The sequence below is a fragment of the Rhodococcus sp. 05-340-2 genome, from assembly GCF_002258915.1.
GTDB lineage: Bacteria > Actinomycetota > Actinomycetes > Mycobacteriales > Mycobacteriaceae > Rhodococcoides.
The window spans coordinates 681,581-698,015 of record NZ_NOYU01000027.1; the positions used below are offsets into that span (position 1 = coordinate 681,581).

General features: G+C 65.3%; 14 protein-coding genes. 5 read left to right on the plus strand and 9 right to left on the minus strand.

Annotated elements, in window-relative coordinates:
* Window positions 1–2: 2 nt before the first annotated feature.
* From CH271_RS18225 to CH271_RS18250, 6 genes are all read right to left on the minus strand, one after another.
* Window positions 3–1,436: a TIGR02678 family protein gene (locus CH271_RS18225; RefSeq protein ID WP_256986438.1), complete on the minus strand. Its 1,434-nt coding sequence runs from the start codon at window positions 1,434–1,436 to the stop codon at window positions 3–5.
* A complete protein-coding gene (locus CH271_RS18230; protein WP_373453582.1) occupies window positions 1,433–2,920 on the minus strand; it encodes a TIGR02677 family protein in 1,488 nt (495 codons plus the stop codon). Before CH271_RS18230 ends, CH271_RS18225 begins: the two co-directional genes overlap by 4 nt.
* A gap of 210 nt (window positions 2,921–3,130) precedes the next feature.
* Entirely contained in the window at window positions 3,131–3,430 is a 300-nt protein-coding gene (locus tag CH271_RS18235; RefSeq protein WP_094634396.1) for a Rieske (2Fe-2S) protein, read from the minus strand.
* Entirely contained in the window at window positions 3,427–5,916 is a 2,490-nt protein-coding gene (gene nirB, locus CH271_RS18240; protein ID WP_094634397.1) for a nitrite reductase large subunit NirB, read from the minus strand. The genes CH271_RS18235 and nirB overlap by 4 nt, the downstream gene beginning before the upstream one ends.
* A complete protein-coding gene (locus CH271_RS18245; protein ID WP_037189311.1) occupies window positions 5,916–6,263 on the minus strand; it encodes a hypothetical protein in 348 nt (115 codons plus the stop codon). The genes nirB and CH271_RS18245 overlap by 1 nt, the downstream gene beginning before the upstream one ends.
* Window positions 6,264–6,363: 100 nt before the next feature.
* Window positions 6,364–7,266 carry a PAC2 family protein gene (locus tag CH271_RS18250; protein WP_094634599.1) on the minus strand — a complete coding sequence of 301 codons (903 nt, stop codon included), beginning with the start codon at window positions 7,264–7,266 and terminating at the stop codon, window positions 6,364–6,366.
* Between the two features lie 173 nt (window positions 7,267–7,439).
* On the opposite strand from CH271_RS18250, the gene metH reads away from it, so the two are divergent.
* From metH to hisG, 4 genes are read left to right on the plus strand one after another with little or no spacing between them, the layout of a single operon-like run.
* Window positions 7,440–11,009, plus strand: coding sequence for a methionine synthase (gene metH / locus CH271_RS18255; RefSeq protein ID WP_094634398.1), 3,570 nt, complete (start codon window positions 7,440–7,442; stop codon window positions 11,007–11,009).
* Complete coding sequence (locus tag CH271_RS18260; RefSeq protein ID WP_094634399.1) at window positions 11,002–11,673, plus strand: HAD family hydrolase; 672 nt, start codon at window positions 11,002–11,004, stop codon at window positions 11,671–11,673. Before metH ends, CH271_RS18260 begins: the two co-directional genes overlap by 8 nt.
* A 49-nt stretch (window positions 11,674–11,722) precedes the next feature.
* Window positions 11,723–11,986, plus strand: coding sequence for a phosphoribosyl-ATP diphosphatase (locus CH271_RS18265; protein ID WP_032378490.1), 264 nt, complete (start codon window positions 11,723–11,725; stop codon window positions 11,984–11,986).
* 48 nt (window positions 11,987–12,034) lie between these two features.
* A complete protein-coding gene (hisG, locus tag CH271_RS18270) occupies window positions 12,035–12,886 on the plus strand; it encodes an ATP phosphoribosyltransferase (protein WP_037190018.1) in 852 nt (283 codons plus the stop codon).
* Window positions 12,887–12,900: 14 nt separating this feature from the next.
* Here the strand turns inward: hisG and CH271_RS18275 are convergent, their stop codons facing one another.
* Together CH271_RS18275 and CH271_RS18280 are read right to left on the minus strand one after the other, a co-directional pair.
* Window positions 12,901–13,713: a thioesterase family protein gene (locus tag CH271_RS18275; protein ID WP_037189307.1), complete on the minus strand. Its 813-nt coding sequence runs from the start codon at window positions 13,711–13,713 to the stop codon at window positions 12,901–12,903.
* Entirely contained in the window at window positions 13,710–14,588 is an 879-nt protein-coding gene (locus CH271_RS18280; protein WP_373453583.1) for a RecB family exonuclease, read from the minus strand. Before CH271_RS18280 ends, CH271_RS18275 begins: the two co-directional genes overlap by 4 nt.
* 320 nt (window positions 14,589–14,908) lie before the next feature.
* Between CH271_RS18280 and CH271_RS18285 the strand changes: the two genes are divergently transcribed.
* Window positions 14,909–15,775 (plus strand): tRNA (adenine-N1)-methyltransferase, encoded by an 867-nt coding sequence (locus CH271_RS18285; protein WP_052047554.1) that lies wholly within the window; start codon window positions 14,909–14,911, stop codon window positions 15,773–15,775.
* A 36-nt stretch (window positions 15,776–15,811) separates the two neighbouring features.
* On the opposite strand, the gene CH271_RS18290 is transcribed toward CH271_RS18285, so the two are convergent.
* Window positions 15,812–16,297: a hypothetical protein gene (locus CH271_RS18290; protein ID WP_256986465.1), complete on the minus strand. Its 486-nt coding sequence runs from the start codon at window positions 16,295–16,297 to the stop codon at window positions 15,812–15,814.
* Window positions 16,298–16,435: the final 138 nt, after the last annotated feature.

The following is a 16,435-nucleotide window of genomic DNA, read 5'->3' on the forward strand; positions in this document are numbered from 1 at the left end:
ACTCAAGCCTCTACTTCGGATGGATCGGTGCTGTCGGCCTGGTCTGTACTGGGGGCCTGTTCGGTGCCGAAAAGCGAGTCCTGCGGGGTCCGATCGCGCACACTCACCATCACGTCTCGGTAGCGCGCGATCACCGGCAGCACCAGCACGCCGCCGGACACGCTGTGTATCAATCGAAGTCGGTGCAACAGCGCAATCGCCCGCAGCCGCAGGCCGTCCCGATCGGTTTGCCACTGAGCAGCGAAGGTGCGGCCGAAGCGTTCGACGAGACCGTCGACGACCGTTGTCAGCCAACTGTCCTCGATCAGCGGATACCGCGTCGCGCCGTCCGCATTCTCGGCTGTCGGGGAATCGGAACCGAACCCGAACTCGGCAAGATCGCCGAATACTCCGCCGTCGGGAATCGCGTCGTCCAACTGCTCGATCAGGGCGTCACCGTCGGGAAGGGGGTAGGTCGCCAGCGCGGGTGCATCCGGATCGATCACTCGGTCCGAGATCTCGCCCGCGATCAACAATGCGACCTGGGCAATGGTTCCGGTGCTGGGGAATCGGTAGTCCGAGAGACGTCCTGAGGTATCGATGAGAGCCACTCCCTCGGCGCGCCGCTCGGCAACGAGGCCGGTGAGCAACTCGACATCGGCAACGGTGCGCGACGCGGCCAGGGCGGTACGGCCGTCCGAGTCGAGATCGTCGAGATAGACGACCGGTTGCTCGACCAACGCCCGGCGTACCGCACGCAGCGTTTCCTTCGGGTCTGCCTCACGTCCGGAATCGGTGTGTGCCGAATCGGAATCCTCGGGATCGATCGGGGCGTCCGAGCCGGACAACAAACCGCGAATCGATCGCAGATGCTGGACGGCGCGAGGCGGCCTGAACAGGGCGACGACAACGGGTCGGTCGATGTCGTAGAGCGCCTCGCCTGCGGACGGGTTGTTCGCCCAGCCGGTTGCGTCACCGTCGGCCAACGCGATGGCCCCGCGGGTCGCCAACCAGCCGATCGCGTCGACGAACGCGTCTCGGTCGCTCGCCCGGTCGGTCGTCAGCTCGACACCGTCGACCTGACTCGCCTCTGCCGCAACATGATCGGCGAGTTCGGACAGAGTGATCTGGTTGCCCGCCCGGCCGAGTGCAGCCAGAGCCAACGCCAGGTACGCGTACCTGCGGCGGTCGAAGATTCGGTCGGTGGACGTCCGCGCGGGTTGACTGTCGTCGAGTGCGTCGATCACCGGGAAGAGTCGGGCCGTGGTCTCGGTGACCTCGAGGCGATACCCGAACAGTTCGAGCAGGTCCTCGCGCAACTCGGTGGCCCATCTACGCAGCAGTGGCAGCGCGATCCGATCGGGATACGTCGTGGTCACCAGGTGATTCGACAGCGCGACCCGGGCGGCCCGCTGGTAGGAATCCAGTGCGAGGGTGGAGATCTCGCGAGCTCTCATCGGCGTGCCACCTCGCTGACGTCGAGCGCGAGGCGATCCAGATGCAGCCGGCCTCTGCTGGTCCGCACGATCGTCGAACGGTCGCTGTCGCTGAGCGTCAGGCGCACGCCGCTGTCCGATCCGGACGAGTCGGAGGTGCGTCCGCTCACGCGCACCCGCGCCGTGAGTGCAGCGTTCAGCAGGCTCAACAGCACCTCGGTTTCCTGCTCGTCGAGAATTCGGTCGTGGATTCCGGCCGAGGCAAGCGATTGTGCTGCGGCACTGCGTGATCGCTGCGACTCGAGTTGTTGCTCCCGAAGCCGTCTGATGCCGCCGTCGTTGCGCTGCACCCGACCCGGGACACCGGGGGTCGGGGTGCGTCCGGTCTCGGCGAGGGTGCGTGAGATCTCGACCGGTGGTGCCTCCCACCACGATCGGGAATTCGGGATGATGTCGGCGTCGGGATGCACCATCGACAGATGCCGTGGTTTGCCGAGGCCGAACACGGCATGGAACAGGGCGTGCGCGCTGTCTTCGGTCGGTGCAGCAGCGAACCAACCGGCGAGGTGGCGCAATTGGCTTTCGCGACTGACTCCGCCCTTGCGGGTTTCGGTCACCCGACGCAGCAGCGACAGTACGGCAGCGATCGCGCTCATCGTGCCCTCGCGGAGTCGTTCGGACTCGCTCAGTTCGGACTCGGCCGAGACGAACCAGTGCGAGAGACCGGCCCAGCGGTCGGTCCAGTCGGCGCGGCGTTCGGCGACGGTGAGAAAGACTCGTTCGTCGCTGATCGCGGCGCGCTCGACGAGCTCCTCGATACCGGTGCTCTCGACGAGTGCTATCGCCTCGGCGAGCTTCGGTGCGTAGCGGGTCAGATCGGAGCTGAACTCACGCATGTGCGTCAGCAGGGCGTCCTTGTGGACCAGAAACGACTCCGGCGTGATCTCGGTGGTGCGCACGAGATCGCCGAGCACCAGATAGAAGTGGGCGGCACGGGTCGCCATCTCCGACAGTGTCGAATCGAGTCGGCTGAGCTTGCGGTAGATGCGATCGCCGTCGGCAAGACGGTTCGCCTCGGCCAGCTCGTGCATGTCGGCCAGCAGCTCGGGCAGCACCAGCCGCGACAGCGCGGCGTCGTCCAGGCGGGCCCCGAGCACGTCCTCGACCGCACGGTAGGCCTTGTAGCCGGCTTGGCCGAACTGGTAGACGAAGTGACGGTTGCGGTACTCGGCGAGAGTTGCGGCGCGGGTGCCGTCGTAGCTGCGTTCGAGCAGGCCCCAGGCGTGGAGCTGATCGAGCAGAGGTGCGATGTCGAGGGTGGTCAGTGCTTGGTGGCGCCCTGCACTGCGTGCGATGAGGTCGGCCACGTCTCCGGAGTGCAGCAGGACGACGTAGTTGGCTCGTGCGGTGTCGAATGCGCGGAGAACGGCCAGGTACTCGGAGCGCTTCTCGGCAACGGCGAACGAGAAGAGACCGAGACGATCTTCCTCGACGAACGCATTCACGACTCCCTGCCGCGCGTCCTCACCTGATTCGCTCACTGGAACAGGGTAGGGGGTAGGAGTGGAGCCTGCGGAATGACCCTGGTGGGAGGAGTGGAGCCTGCGGAATGACCCTGGTGGGAGGAGTGGAGCCTGCGGAATGACCCTGGCGGGAGCAGTGGAGCCTGCGAAGCGACCAGGGGGCGCAGTGCCCCAGTCGTTGAACCGTGCCGGTTACAGCTCCACGGTCACTTTTCCGTTCACCACTGCGGCGGGGTAGGTGCGCACCGAATCGATGCCGCTGGGGCAGGTGCCGTCGTCGAGCGAAAAGGTGTACTGGTGCATCGGACACACGACGATGGATCCGTCGATCTGACCGTCTGCCAGTGGCCCGCCCTTGTGTGGGCACACGGCGTCCATCGCCCGCACCGAGCCGTCGCTGAGCAGGAACACAGCGACCTGCTTGCCGTCGACCACGTAGGCCCGTCCCTCGCCGGGTGTCAGGTCCTCCAGCGCACCCACCGGCACGCTCATCGGACCGGCACCTGTGGCAGCGGAAGCAGTGGCAGCGACGGGGTGAACTGGGCGGCCGACTTGGGTGCCGCGCGATCCTGCCATGGGTCGATGTACCCGTCCACCGATGTCTGCATCCGCTCGTCGAGTCCGGCCACGATGCCGTCGCGGTCGTCGATCAACACGCTCTGCAGTTCTTCCAAGCCGAGGCGTGGCACCCACGCGTACGTTCGCTCGAGCCACTGGGCGTTCTCGCGGTAATGCTGGATGAACCTGCCTGCCACGGCCAGCACCTCCTCGGCTCCCGTCACGGTGGCCAGTAGATCGCCCTTGCGAATGTGCGCACCGGCCGCGCCGCCCACGTAGATCTCCCACTTGTCCTCGCCGACCGAGACCACGCCGAAGTCCTTGCACAGTGCCTCCGAGCAGTTGCGCGGGCAGCCCGCGACCGCGAGCTTCAACTTCGCCGGAGTCTCCAAGCCCTGGAATCGCTCCTCGAGGGCGATGCCCAGTGCCGTCGAGTCGCCGAGACCGAAACGGCAGAAATCGCTGCCCACGCAGGTCTTCACCGTGCGCATGCTCTTGCCGTACGCGAAGCCCGAGGGCATGTCCAGATCTCCCCACACTTTCGGCAGGTCTTCCTTCTTGATGCCGAGGAGGTCGATCCGTTGGCCGCCGGTGACCTTGACCAGCGGTACGTGGTACTTGTCTGCGACGTCGGCGATCTTGCGCAACTGATCCGGGGTGGTGACGCCGCCCTTCATCTGCGGCACCACCGAGAACGTGCCGTCGCGCTGGATGTTGGCGTGGACTCGGTCGTTGATGAACAACGCCCCGCGTTCGTCCACCCAGTCCGGGCCCCACACCGTCCGCAGCAACGACGCCAACGGCATCTTGGCTGCGGCGTCCTCCGCGCCGCCGGTCGCCAACGCCGCGAACACCGCCGACACCGCGCGAAGATCCTGCGCGCGAACGGCCTCGATCAGTTCCGGCTTGGTCATGGGGATGCAGCGGACGTACCAGTCCGCTGTGGGATCGGCCTCGACGGCGCCGCCCGCTGCGCAGGCGATGATGTCCTTGACCAGACCCTTGCACGATCCGCACCCCTTGCCCGCCCGGGTCTTCGCGGTCACGTCGCCGAGGTTCTTCGCGCCCGCGTGTACGCAGGCCACGATGGCACCCTTCGTCACGCCGTTGCAGTTGCACACCTGGACGTCGTCGGCCAATTCGGCGGCTCCTGTTGCCGCAGAGGGCGTTCCCATGTCGAAGAGCATGCTGATGCGCTCGTCGGGTAGCGGCACTTTCTCGTCGAACGCCTGGGTCAGGAAGTTGGCCTTGGAGATGTCGCCGAGCAGGGTGGCGCCGACGAGTTTGTTGCCCCGCACGATCACCGATTTGTACGTACCACTGCGTGGCTCGTAGAACTGGACGAACTCGTCGTCGTCACGTTCGGGGGAGGTGATCCCCATCGACGCGACGTCGACACCGGCCACCTTGAGCTTGGTGGTCAAACGCGAACCATGGTATGCCGCAGTGGGATCGGCTCCGGTGAGTACGTCGGCCAACACGACGGCCTGTTCCCACAGCGGTGCGACCAGACCGTAGACCTCACCTCGATGCTGACAGCATTCACCGACGGCATAGATGGAACCCTCGTCCTCGCACCGCAATTGGTCGTCGACGACGATTCCGCGTTCGATGACCAACCCGCCCGCGCGAGCGAAGTCGACGCTGGGACGAATGCCTGCGGTGACCACGACCATGTCTGCGGCGAGCGAGGTGCCGTCGTTGAACCCCACACCGGTCACGACGCCGTCCTCGGAGCGCAACACCGAGGTGGTCCGCTTGGAGGTGTGTACGCCGACGCCGAGCGACTCGATCTTGTTGCGCAGCACGCGTCCACCGCGTTCGTCGAGCTGCTGGTTCATCAGGTGACCGGGGGAGTGCACCACGTTCACTTCGAGGCCCTGGGTGCGCAGACCGTAGGCGGCTTCGAGCCCGAGCAGTCCGCCGCCGATGACGACGGCCGAGACGTCGTCGCGTGACTGCGCCATCTGCAGCATGCCGTTGGTGTCGGCGATGGTGCGGAAGCCGAAGACGCCGCGCGCCAGCCTGCCGTCCGACTCACGCAGGCCGTCCATGTTGGGGAAGAAGGTGTTACTGCCGGTGGCAATGATCAGCACGTCGTAGTCGACGGACCGACCGCTCTCGCAGACGACGGTCTTGGAGAAGCGGTCGAGTGAGATCGCGCGGTCCCCGGCGTGCAGTGTGACGCCGTTCTCGCTGTACCAGCTCATCGGATTGAGGATCAGATCCTCGTCGTCGACGGTGGCCTCGCCGGACAGCACGTGCGAGAGCATGATTCGGTTGTAGTTGCCGTACGGCTCGTCGCCGATCATGGTGATCTCGAACAGCGCGCTGCCGTCGCGTTTGATGATCTCCTCGACCGCCCTGGCACCGGCCATCCCGTTGCCGACCACCAGCAGTCGCTGCTTGCCCTCGGTCATCAGATCAGCACCAGACCGAAATCGACGACGACCTCTCCGCTGGTTCCGGCAGGGGCGGCGACGACCAGTTCCAGCACCGTGTCCGGATCCACGTCCTCCACCACCCGCAGCGGAATGTTCACTCCGTCCTTGGCACCCATCGGGAACATGCGCATCGGGCTGCCGTCGCGCAGCAAGGTCACGACCACCAGCTCGTCGCTGGAATTTCCGCCGCGAAAGTACAGCGGCTGAGCCGTCGCACCCTCGGGGACGACGAAGCTGAGGCTTGGATCGATCAGCTCGGGCTTGTCCAGACCGTGCCCGGTGAAGGAGAAGATGCCCTGCAGGAATCGCGGTGTGCTGGCCATACCCACGAGGTTGCGGGGTCGGGGTGACGTCACCGCTGCGGTGACGTTACGTCGGGATCAGAAAGACCTCACCGGCTCCCGGTCCCTCGTGTGCGGTCGGTCAGAGCCCGAAGTTGCCCGGACCGCGGCGCCTCAGGTACTTCTCGAACTCGGCCGCGATGGCGTCGCCGTCGATCTTGGCGATTGCATCGGACATGTCCACCTCGGCGTCGCCCCGCTCTTCGAGGCTGCGCACATACTCGCTGATCTCCTCGTCTTCCTTTGTCATCTCGGTCACCGCCTCTTCCCATTCCTCGGCCTGGGTCGGCAGTTCGCCGAGCGGTACCTCGATGTCGAGCACGTCCTCGACCCTCTGCAGCAGCGCCACGGTGGCCTTGGGGTTGGGCGGCTGAGAGACGTAGTGCGGAACAGCAGCCCAGAAGGAGACCGCCGGCACCCCGGCCTTGACGCACTCGTCCTGCAGAACACCGGTGATCCCGGTCGGTCCCTCGTAGCGGGTCTGTTCGAGGTTGAACTGTTCTGCCGACTCCGTGCTGTAGGCGGTGCCGGTCACCGGAACTGGCCTGGTGTGCGGAGTGTCGGCCAGCAGCGCTCCCAGGATCACCACGGTCTCGACGCCGAGCTGTTCGACGAATTCGAGCAGGTCGTCGCAGAAACTGCGCCAGCGCATGTTCGGCTCGATACCGCGCAGCAGCACCACATCGCGCGAGCTGCCGGGAGGCGAGCACACCGACAGTCGAGTCGACGGCCACTCGATCTCGCGAGTGACACCGTCCACCTGGCGGACCGTCGGGCGGTTGACCTGGTAGTCGTAGTAGTCCTCGGAGTCCAGTTCGGCCAGCGGGCTGGCGTCCCAGATCAGTTCCAGATGTTCGATCGCGCCGCTGGCGGCATCGCCTGCGTCGTTCCAGCCCTCGAAGGCAGCCACCAGGATCGGGGAGCGCAACTCGGGAATGACGTCGTCGAGATCGTCGAGATCGTCGATGTCTGTGGCGTTGGCCACAGCGTCGTGGACGGCCTCGATCAATGCGGCATCCAGAGGCACATCCGATCCGGAACCTGAAATGTCCGTATTTTGGGTTCCGTCGTCGATCGGGGACTGGTCATCGAGGTTTCGGGGACTCACCACGACAGCCTACGACCCGACGTGACTTCGGTGCCCACTACTCTGTAGTGATGCCCGCTCAACACAAGCCCAGTCTGCTCGATGCGATTTCACGTCGCGTTGTCATCGGCGACGGTGCGATGGGCACGATGCTCCAGGACGCCGACCTGACTCTCGACGACTTCATCGGTCTCGAGGGCTGCAACGAAATCCTCAACGACACCAGGCCCGACGTCCTGCGCGAGATCCACCGCGAGTACTTCGCGGCCGGCGCGGATGCCGTGGAAACCAATACGTTCGGGTGCAACCTGCCCAACCTGGCCGATTACGACATCGAGGACCGGATCCGTGAACTCGCGGAGAAGGGCACCCGGCTGGCCCGTGAGGCGGCCGACGAGATGGGTCCGGGCCGCGACGGGATGGACCGTTACGTGCTGGGCTCGATGGGGCCGGGCACCAAGCTGCCCACTCTCGGTCACGCGCCCTTCGCCCGACTGCGCGACGCGTACACCGAAGCCGCCCTGGGCATGATCGACGGCGGTGCCGACGCCATCCTGGTCGAGACCTGCCAGGATCTGCTGCAGGTCAAGGCCGCGATCATCGGCAGTCAGCATGCGATGGACAAGCTCGGTGTCCGCATCCCGATCATCACCCACGTCACCGTCGAGACGACGGGCGCGATGCTCGTCGGCAGCGAGATCGGTGCTGCACTGACGGCACTCGAACCCCTCGGTATCGACATGATCGGGCTCAACTGTGCGACCGGCCCGGCCGAGATGAGCGAGCACCTGCGCCATCTGTCCAAGCATTCGCGTCTTCCGGTGTCGGTGATGCCCAACGCGGGTCTGCCCACTCTGGGCGCAAAAGGTGCCGAGTACCCCCTGACCGCCCCCGAACTGGCCGCGGCCCTGAGCGGTTTCGTCAGCGAGTACGGGTTGGCTCTCGTCGGTGGCTGCTGTGGCACCACGCCCGAGCACATCCGCCAGGTTGCCGACATGGTCCACGGGGCAACGAAACTCGAACGTCGGCCTGCGCCCGAGCCGGGCGTCTCCTCGCTCTACTCCGCCGTTCCGTTCGAGCAGGATGCCAGCATCCTGATGATCGGTGAGCGCACCAACTCCAACGGATCCAAGGCATTTCGCGACGCGATGCTCGCCGAGGATTACGAGAAGTGCCTCGACATCGCCAAGGATCAGACACGCGACGGCGCGCACATGCTCGATCTCAACGTCGACTACGTCGGCCGCGACGGTGCCGCCGACATGGCTGCGTTGGCCAGCCGCCTGGCGACGGCGTCGACCCTGCCGATCATGCTCGACTCCACCGAACCTGCCGTTCTCGAAGCAGGTTTGGAGCACCTCGGTGGCCGCAGCGCGGTCAACTCGGTCAACTACGAGGACGGCGACGGGCCGGACTCGCGATTCCAGAAGATCATGCGTCTGGTCAAGGAGCACGGTGCCGCTGTCGTTGCTCTGACCATCGACGAAGAGGGACAGGCACGTACGGCCGAGTGGAAGGTGCGTGTCGCAGACCGGTTGATCACCGACATCACCGAGAACTGGGGCCTGCGCCACGAGGACATCATCGTCGACACCCTCACCTTCCCGATCTCGACGGGCCAGGAAGAGGTGCGACGCGACGGCATCGAGACCATCGAGGCCATCCGGCAGCTCAAGGAGAAGTACCCGAAGGTGCACACCACCCTCGGGCTGTCGAACATCTCGTTCGGCCTCAATCCCGCTGCGCGCCAGGTGCTGAACTCGGTGTTCCTGCACGAATGCACGCAGGCCGGCCTCGACACCGCCATCGTGCACGCGTCGAAAATCCTGCCGATGAACAAGATTCCCGACGAGCAGCGAGAGACTGCCCTCGATCTGGTGTACGACCGTCGCGCCGAGGGCTACGACCCGCTGCAGAAGCTCATGCAGCTCTTCGAGGGTGTATCCGCGGCGTCGGCGCGCGAATCCCGCGCCGAAGAGCTCGGCCGACTGCCGCTGTTCGAGCGACTCGAACGACGCATCGTCGACGGTGAACGCAACGGCCTCGACGCCGATCTCGACACCGCGATGACCGAGAAGCCACCGCTGGAAATCATCAACGAGACCTTGCTCTCGGGGATGAAGACCGTGGGTGAACTGTTCGGCTCCGGCCAGATGCAGCTGCCGTTCGTGCTCGCCTCGGCCGAGGTGATGAAAGCTGCTGTTGCGTACCTCGAGCCGCACATGGAGGCGACCGACGACGACGGCAAGGGCCGCATCGTGCTCGGTACCGTCAAGGGCGATGTACACGACATCGGCAAGAACCTCGTCGACATCATCCTGAGCAACAACGGCTACGAGGTGGTCAATCTCGGCATCAAGCAACCGATTTCGACCATTCTGGAGGCCGCGATCGACAAGCGCGCCGACGTGATCGGCATGTCCGGGCTGCTGGTGAAATCCACCGTGGTCATGAAGGACAACCTGATCGAACTCAACTCGAAGGGTGTCGCCGAGCAATTCCCCGTTCTGCTGGGCGGAGCGGCGCTGACGCGGTCGTATGTCGAGAACGATCTGCAGGACGTCTACGAGGGCGACGTGCACTATGCACGTGATGCGTTCGAGGGCCTTCGGTTGATGGACACCATCATGACCACCAAGCGCGGCGGCGGACCGGCCCCGGACAGCCCCGAGGCACTCGCCGCGAAGGCCAAGACGGCCGAGCGCAAGGAACGCCACGAGCGCTCCAAGCGCATCGCCGAGAAGCGCAAGGCCGCCGAAGCACCGGTGGTCGTGCCCGAGCGATCCGATGTCGCTGCCGACATCGACATCCCGGTGCCGCCGTTCTGGGGCACGCGCATCGTCAAGGGCGTGTCACTGTCGGAGTACTCGGGGCTGCTCGACGAGCGGGCCCTGTTCCTGGGGCAGTGGGGTCTGCGCGGTGCCCGCAAGGGCGAAGGTGCCACGTACGAGGATCTGGTGGAATCGGAAGGCAAACCGCGCCTGCGGTATTGGCTGGATCGACTGAGCACCGACGGTATCCTCGCGCACGCGGCGCTGGTGTACGGGTACTTCCCGGCGATCTCGGAGGGTGACGACGTCGTCGTACTCACCGAACCCGAACCCGATGCGCCCGAACGCTTTCGGTTCACGTTCCCGCGGCAGCACCGCGACCGCTTCCTCTGCATCGCGGACTTCGTTCGATCGCGTTCGGCTGCACGGGAATCGGGCAAGGTCGATGTTCTGCCGATGAACCTGGTGACGATGGGCCAGCCGATCGCGGACTTCGCCAACGAGCTGTTCGCCGCCGACTCGTACCGTGACTACCTCGAGGTCCACGGAATCGGCGTCCAGCTCACCGAAGCCTTGGCCGAGTACTGGCATCGCCGGGTACGCGAGGAGCTGAAGCTGTCCGACGGCAATTCCGTTGCCTCGGAGGATCCCACCGAGGCCGAGGGCTTCTTCAAACTCGAATATCGGGGTGCTCGTTACTCGTTCGGCTACGGCGCGTGCCCGGATCTCGAGGACCGCATCAAGCTCGCCGCTCTTCTCGAACCCGAGCGAATCGGCGTGAAGCTGTCCGAGGAACTGCAGCTACATCCCGAACAGTCGACCGATGCGTTCGTACTTCATCACCCGGAGGCCAAGTACTTCAATGTCTAGCGCAACTCACCTGCACGGTGTCCTGTGGGACATGGACGGCACACTGCTCGACTCGGAGAAGATCTGGGACGTCGCCATCGGTGAGTACTCCCGCACACTGGGAACGGAACTCAGCGCGGAGGTGCGCGAAAGCACCCTCGGCAACTCGATGTGGGATGCCCTGCGCAAGGTATTGGCGAATGCCGCGGTCGAGGTCACCGACGAGCACCTGATCCAGGGCCGCGAGTGGCTCACCACGCGAGTCGGGGATCTCTTCGCCGAGGGAATTCCCTGGCGCCCCGGTGCCAAGGATGCTCTCGCTCTCGTGCGAGAGATGGGTCTGTCCACGGGGCTGGTCACCAACACCGAGCGGGGTCTGGTCGAGCGGGCTCTGGACACCTTGGGGCGCGAGTACTTCGACATCACGGTCACCGGCGACGAGGTCGAGGCAGGCAAGCCGCATCCGGCGCCCTACCTACGTGGTGCTGCACTGCTGGGACTGGATGCCGCCTCGTGCCTTGCGGTCGAGGATTCACCCACCGGGTCGTTGTCGGCGCACAGTGCCGGCTGCCCGGTACTGGTGGTTCCATCCGAAATCGCAGTGCAGGCCACACCGGGATACACCATTCGCGACGGTCTCGTCGGACTGACCGCGGACGACGTCAGACGGGCATGGTCGTCCTGATCTCGACCGATTCGCACCCCTGATCGACGACGTGAAAGAATATGCAGCCGTGAAGACTTTCGATTCCCTGTTCGCCGAGCTCACCGACCGCGCGAAGACCCGTCCCGAGGGCTCGGGCACTGTCGCAGCGTTGGACGCCGGAGTTCATTTCCAGGGCAAGAAGGTCCTCGAAGAAGCTGGTGAAGTGTGGATCGCGGCCGAGCACGAAAGCGACGAGGCGCTCGCCGAGGAGATCTCGCAGCTTCTGTACTGGGTTCAGGTGATGATGGTGGGCAGAGGCATCGAGCTCGAGGACGTCTACCGACATCTGTGAGGCAAGATCCGCACCCCTCCTACGAATTCACCGATGAAGGAAAACTCCATGCTGCGCGTAGCCGTACCCAACAAGGGCGCACTGTCCGAGTCCGCCGCCGAGATTCTCAGCGAAGCCGGCTACCGACGCCGAAGCGACTCGAAGGACCTGACGGTTCTCGATCCGGCCAACGGCGTCGAGTTCTTCTTTCTCCGCCCCAAGGACATCGCAATCTACGTCGGATCCGGCCAGCTGGATCTGGGCATCACCGGACGCGACCTGGCGCTGGATTCCGGTGCCGCGGTCGAGGAGCGGCTGGCACTCGGATTCGGTCGTTCGACCTTCCGCTACGCCGCGCCGGCGGGCAAGGAGTGGGCACCCGAGGACCTGGGCGGACTGCGCATCGCGACGTCCTATCCCAACCTGGTTCGTAAGGATCTGGCCGCCCGAGGACTCGAGGCAACCGTCATTCGCCTCGACGGCGCAGTCGAGATCTCCATCCAGCTCGGGGTCGCCGACGCGATCGCCGACGTCGTGGAGTCGGGACGATCGCTGCGTCAGAACAACCTCGTCGCCTTCGGCGAATCTCTCTGCGATTCGGAGGGTGTGCTGATCGAACGAGCAGGTACCCCGGGCACCGACTCCGCACGCAAGCAACTGATCGCCCGCGTACAGGGTGTCGTCTTCGCGCAGCAGTATCTGATGCTCGATTACGACTGCCCCAAGTCGATCCTCGACGAAGCAGTCAAGATCACTCCTGGAATCGAGTCGCCGACTTTGGCACCGATGGTCGACGACAACTGGGTTGCCGTGCGCGCCATGGTGTCTCGTAAGGTGCACAACAACGTCATGGATCAGCTCGCCGAGCTCGGTGCCAAGGCCATCCTCGCCTCCGACATCAGGTCCTGCCGCGCCTTCTAGATCCGATACGGCCGTCAGCTCCGACGCCGAACCAACACCGTCTGAGCGATGCGACCGACCGGACCCAGTTCGTCGCTGAGTGTGCCCGCACACATGGCGATACCGTCGGGCCCGGTGGAGGTCTCCGCCGACACCCCGATCCATTCGCCCTGCGGCACGCGGAACACGTGCACGGTCAGGTCGGTGTTCAAGAACGTCCACTCGTCGATCGGCAGTTTCGCTCCGATTCCGTTGGCGATGTCCGCGATCGAGAAGAGCCTTTCGAGGGGCGTCATCGATTCACCCTGCACGAGAACAGGTGTGGGCCTGGCCCAGATCTCGCCCGGCCCATCCGCACCGAGCCCGGTGAGCATCTTGAACTCGACGGCGTCGAGATAGCCCGACGACCAGGTGCCACCGAAGGCGTAGTCGACACCGTCGCTCACCGGTCGCATCACCGGATCGCCCGAGTGTGCAACGTCGTCGGTCGGTACGGTGCGCATGCGCCATGCGCTGCCGCGGGCCACCGCGCGCGCAGTTCCCGAGGCGCCTTCCGCCCAGAGCTCCGCGACGACGAGTTCGATATTGGCACCGGGTCGCTCCGTCCATGCCCGGATCTCGATGTCCCCGACAGGAATCGGCCCGAGAATGTCGACGGCCACGCGACTGATACGGGTGTCCTCCCTGGCGTCCACTCGCTCGAGCGCACGGACCAACAGGGCCGACGGTGGAGCGCCGTGCTGCATCGTCGGTGCCCACAGGCTGACGGTGTGCTCGGTGGCGGTGACCCTCTCGTGGCCTTCTCTGCCGACCCCGGCGGGAACGAAGAAGGCATTCGGAACCGTCACAGCTCGGCGCCCGTCGGTTCGGCAGCGGCCGTGGGCCAACCCGGATAAGCCGGGGGAGTACCGCCGAACTCCGGACACAGCGCCTGGTGGTCGCACCACTTGCACAGTGCGCCTTTCTTGGCGCGGAAGTCACCGGTCTCACCCGCCGCCAGAATCGCCTTCCAGATCGCGGACAGCATGCGCTCGAACCTTCGCAGTTCACCCTCGTCGGGGGTGTAGGTCAGCTCCTGCATGTCGGAGAGATACATCAACTTCAGTTGCGCTGGAACGACTCCACGCATCCGCATGATCATCAGGGCATAGAACTTCATCTGGAACAGCGCCTTGGACTCGGTGAACTCCCGTGGAGCCCGGCCCGTCTTGTAGTCGACGACGCGGATCATCCCGTTCGGTGCCACGTCGATCCGATCGATGAATCCGCGCAGCGGCGTACCGTCGTCGAGCACGACCTCCACTCGCTGTTCGCAAGACTCGGGCTCGAACCGAGTGGGGTCTTCGAGCTCGTAATAGCCGGCGACCAGCGCGCGAGCCCGGTCGAGAAACGCCGGTCGTTCGTCCACCGGGACCAGAGTCTCTATGTCGGGTGACCGAGCGACCACTCGCTCCCAGGCCGGATCGACGAGCTCTCGCGCAGTGGTCGGCACACGATCCCGTGCTGGCAACGCGTACAGGGCCTCCAATGCGGCATGCACCACAGTTCCCTTCACCTGAGCTTCGGTGGAGACCTCGGGAATTCGGTCGACGGCACGGAGGCGATAGAGGAGTGGGCACTGCTTGAAATCACCTGCGCGCGAAGGCGACAACGCCGGCGTACTACGAGAACCGGTCGTCGACGGCGACGGGTGCGCAGTGTCGCCGAGATCGAGTAGAGGCAAGTCGATGGGCGTCGACACGGAAATACTCACGACTGCGAGACTATGCCGTTGGTCCGACATCTTCGGTCAAGGCCGTAGTCTGGCACGTCGAGTCGTCCCAGGTGTCGGACCGAACAGGTCGGGCGTCCAACAGAGCAACGAAAGCAGGTTCCGCTGTGCCGTCCGGTGATGCTGTGTCCTTCGGTGATTCCGCGTCCGCGTCTACCGACGGGTCCGAGGTCGACGCGATCGTCGATGCCCCGGTCATCGGTGCGGACGAAGTGGTCACCGCGAGTGTCGACGAAATCGAACTCGACGAAGCTTCGACGGCCGACGACGGCATCCCGGTCGAGCCGGTTCCGACCGGACCAGCCCGCAGCGGGCCGTTCCGCGTCGGAGATCGAGTCCAGCTGACCGACGGGAAGGGCCGCCATTACACGGTGGTTCTCGAGGCGGGCAAGGAGTTCCACACCCATCGGGGCGGAATCACCCACGACAAACTTCTCGGTGCCGACGAGGGCAGCGTCGTCACGTCCGTCAACGGCACCCCTTACCTCGCGCTGCGGCCGCTGCTGACCGACTACGTGCTGTCGATGCCGCGTGGCGCGCAGGTCATCTACCCCAAGGACGCAGCCCAGATCGTGCACGAGGGTGACATGTTTCCCGGGGCGCGCGTGCTCGAGGCCGGTGCCGGATCGGGCGCTCTGACGTGCTCGCTGCTGCGTGCGGTCGGCACGGCAGGAACGGTCATCTCCTACGAGATCCGCCAGGACCATGCCGACTACGCGATCAAGAACGTCGAGACCTTCTTCGGCGAGCGGCCGTCCAACTGGCACCTGACGGTGGCCGACGTGGATCAGTTCGGTGTCGACCGTCCCGGTGAGCAGGTCGATCGGGTCGTCCTCGACATGCTCGCGCCCTGGGACGCACTGCCCGCCGTGTCGAAAGCTCTCGTTCCGGGCGGCGTGCTGCTCGTCTACGTCGCCACGGTGACGCAGTTGTCCAAGGTCGTCGAAGCCCTTCGGGCGCAGGAGTGCTGGACCGAACCCCGTTCGTGGGAGTCGATGGTGCGGGGTTGGCACGTCGTCGGACTGGCGGTTCGTCCCGAGCATCGGATGCAGGGGCACACTGCATTCCTCGTCAGTGTCCGACGCCTCGCCGAGGGCACCGTCACGCCGAAGCCGCAGCGTCGATCCGGCAAGGGCTGACGACAAGAGCCGCCACCGGCGATTCCCGACCTCGGTCTAGGCGCAGGGAGCCTGCCCCATCGCGAGGATCTGGCAGGTGCTGGCATCGGAAAGCTTCCAGTCGCCGTCGATCAGCACCCAGGTCTGCGGGGATGGAGCTGCCGTTCCCCGAGGAGTGGCAATAGCGACGTCGGCGGTGGATGTCTCGCCCTCGACCGTCGGTTCGGCCACCTCGAAGGTGATCGCGCCGTAGTTCGCCAGGGCCGCGGTCATCGTTTCGAGGTTGGTCAAGCGTGCCTGTCCGTTCTCGACCGCGGCCGCCTTCGTCGCCGCGTCGACGTCCGGGGCCACCAGCTGCAACAGAGATGCTTCGAGTTCGCCGGAGGTCGGCGGCGCGACGGCGGGTGCATCGGTTGCCGTGGCGCTGCTCTCGGCGGCCGACGTCGAATTGTGATCGGTCTGATCGGATTCGTCGGCCGAGCTGCACCCGGCTACCGACATCACTGCTGCCGCGAGCGCGACACCTGCCGAGAAAATGCGCATCTTCACTGGTGAAGCCCCTGATTCCGTGGTCGGTCCGCTGTTTGGTCAGGTGAGGCTAACATGAACTCGACCGACGCTCGGGTGCGGTCGAACACACTGCTTCTCCGTCCCGATCGTGGTGTCGGTCCGCACATTCGG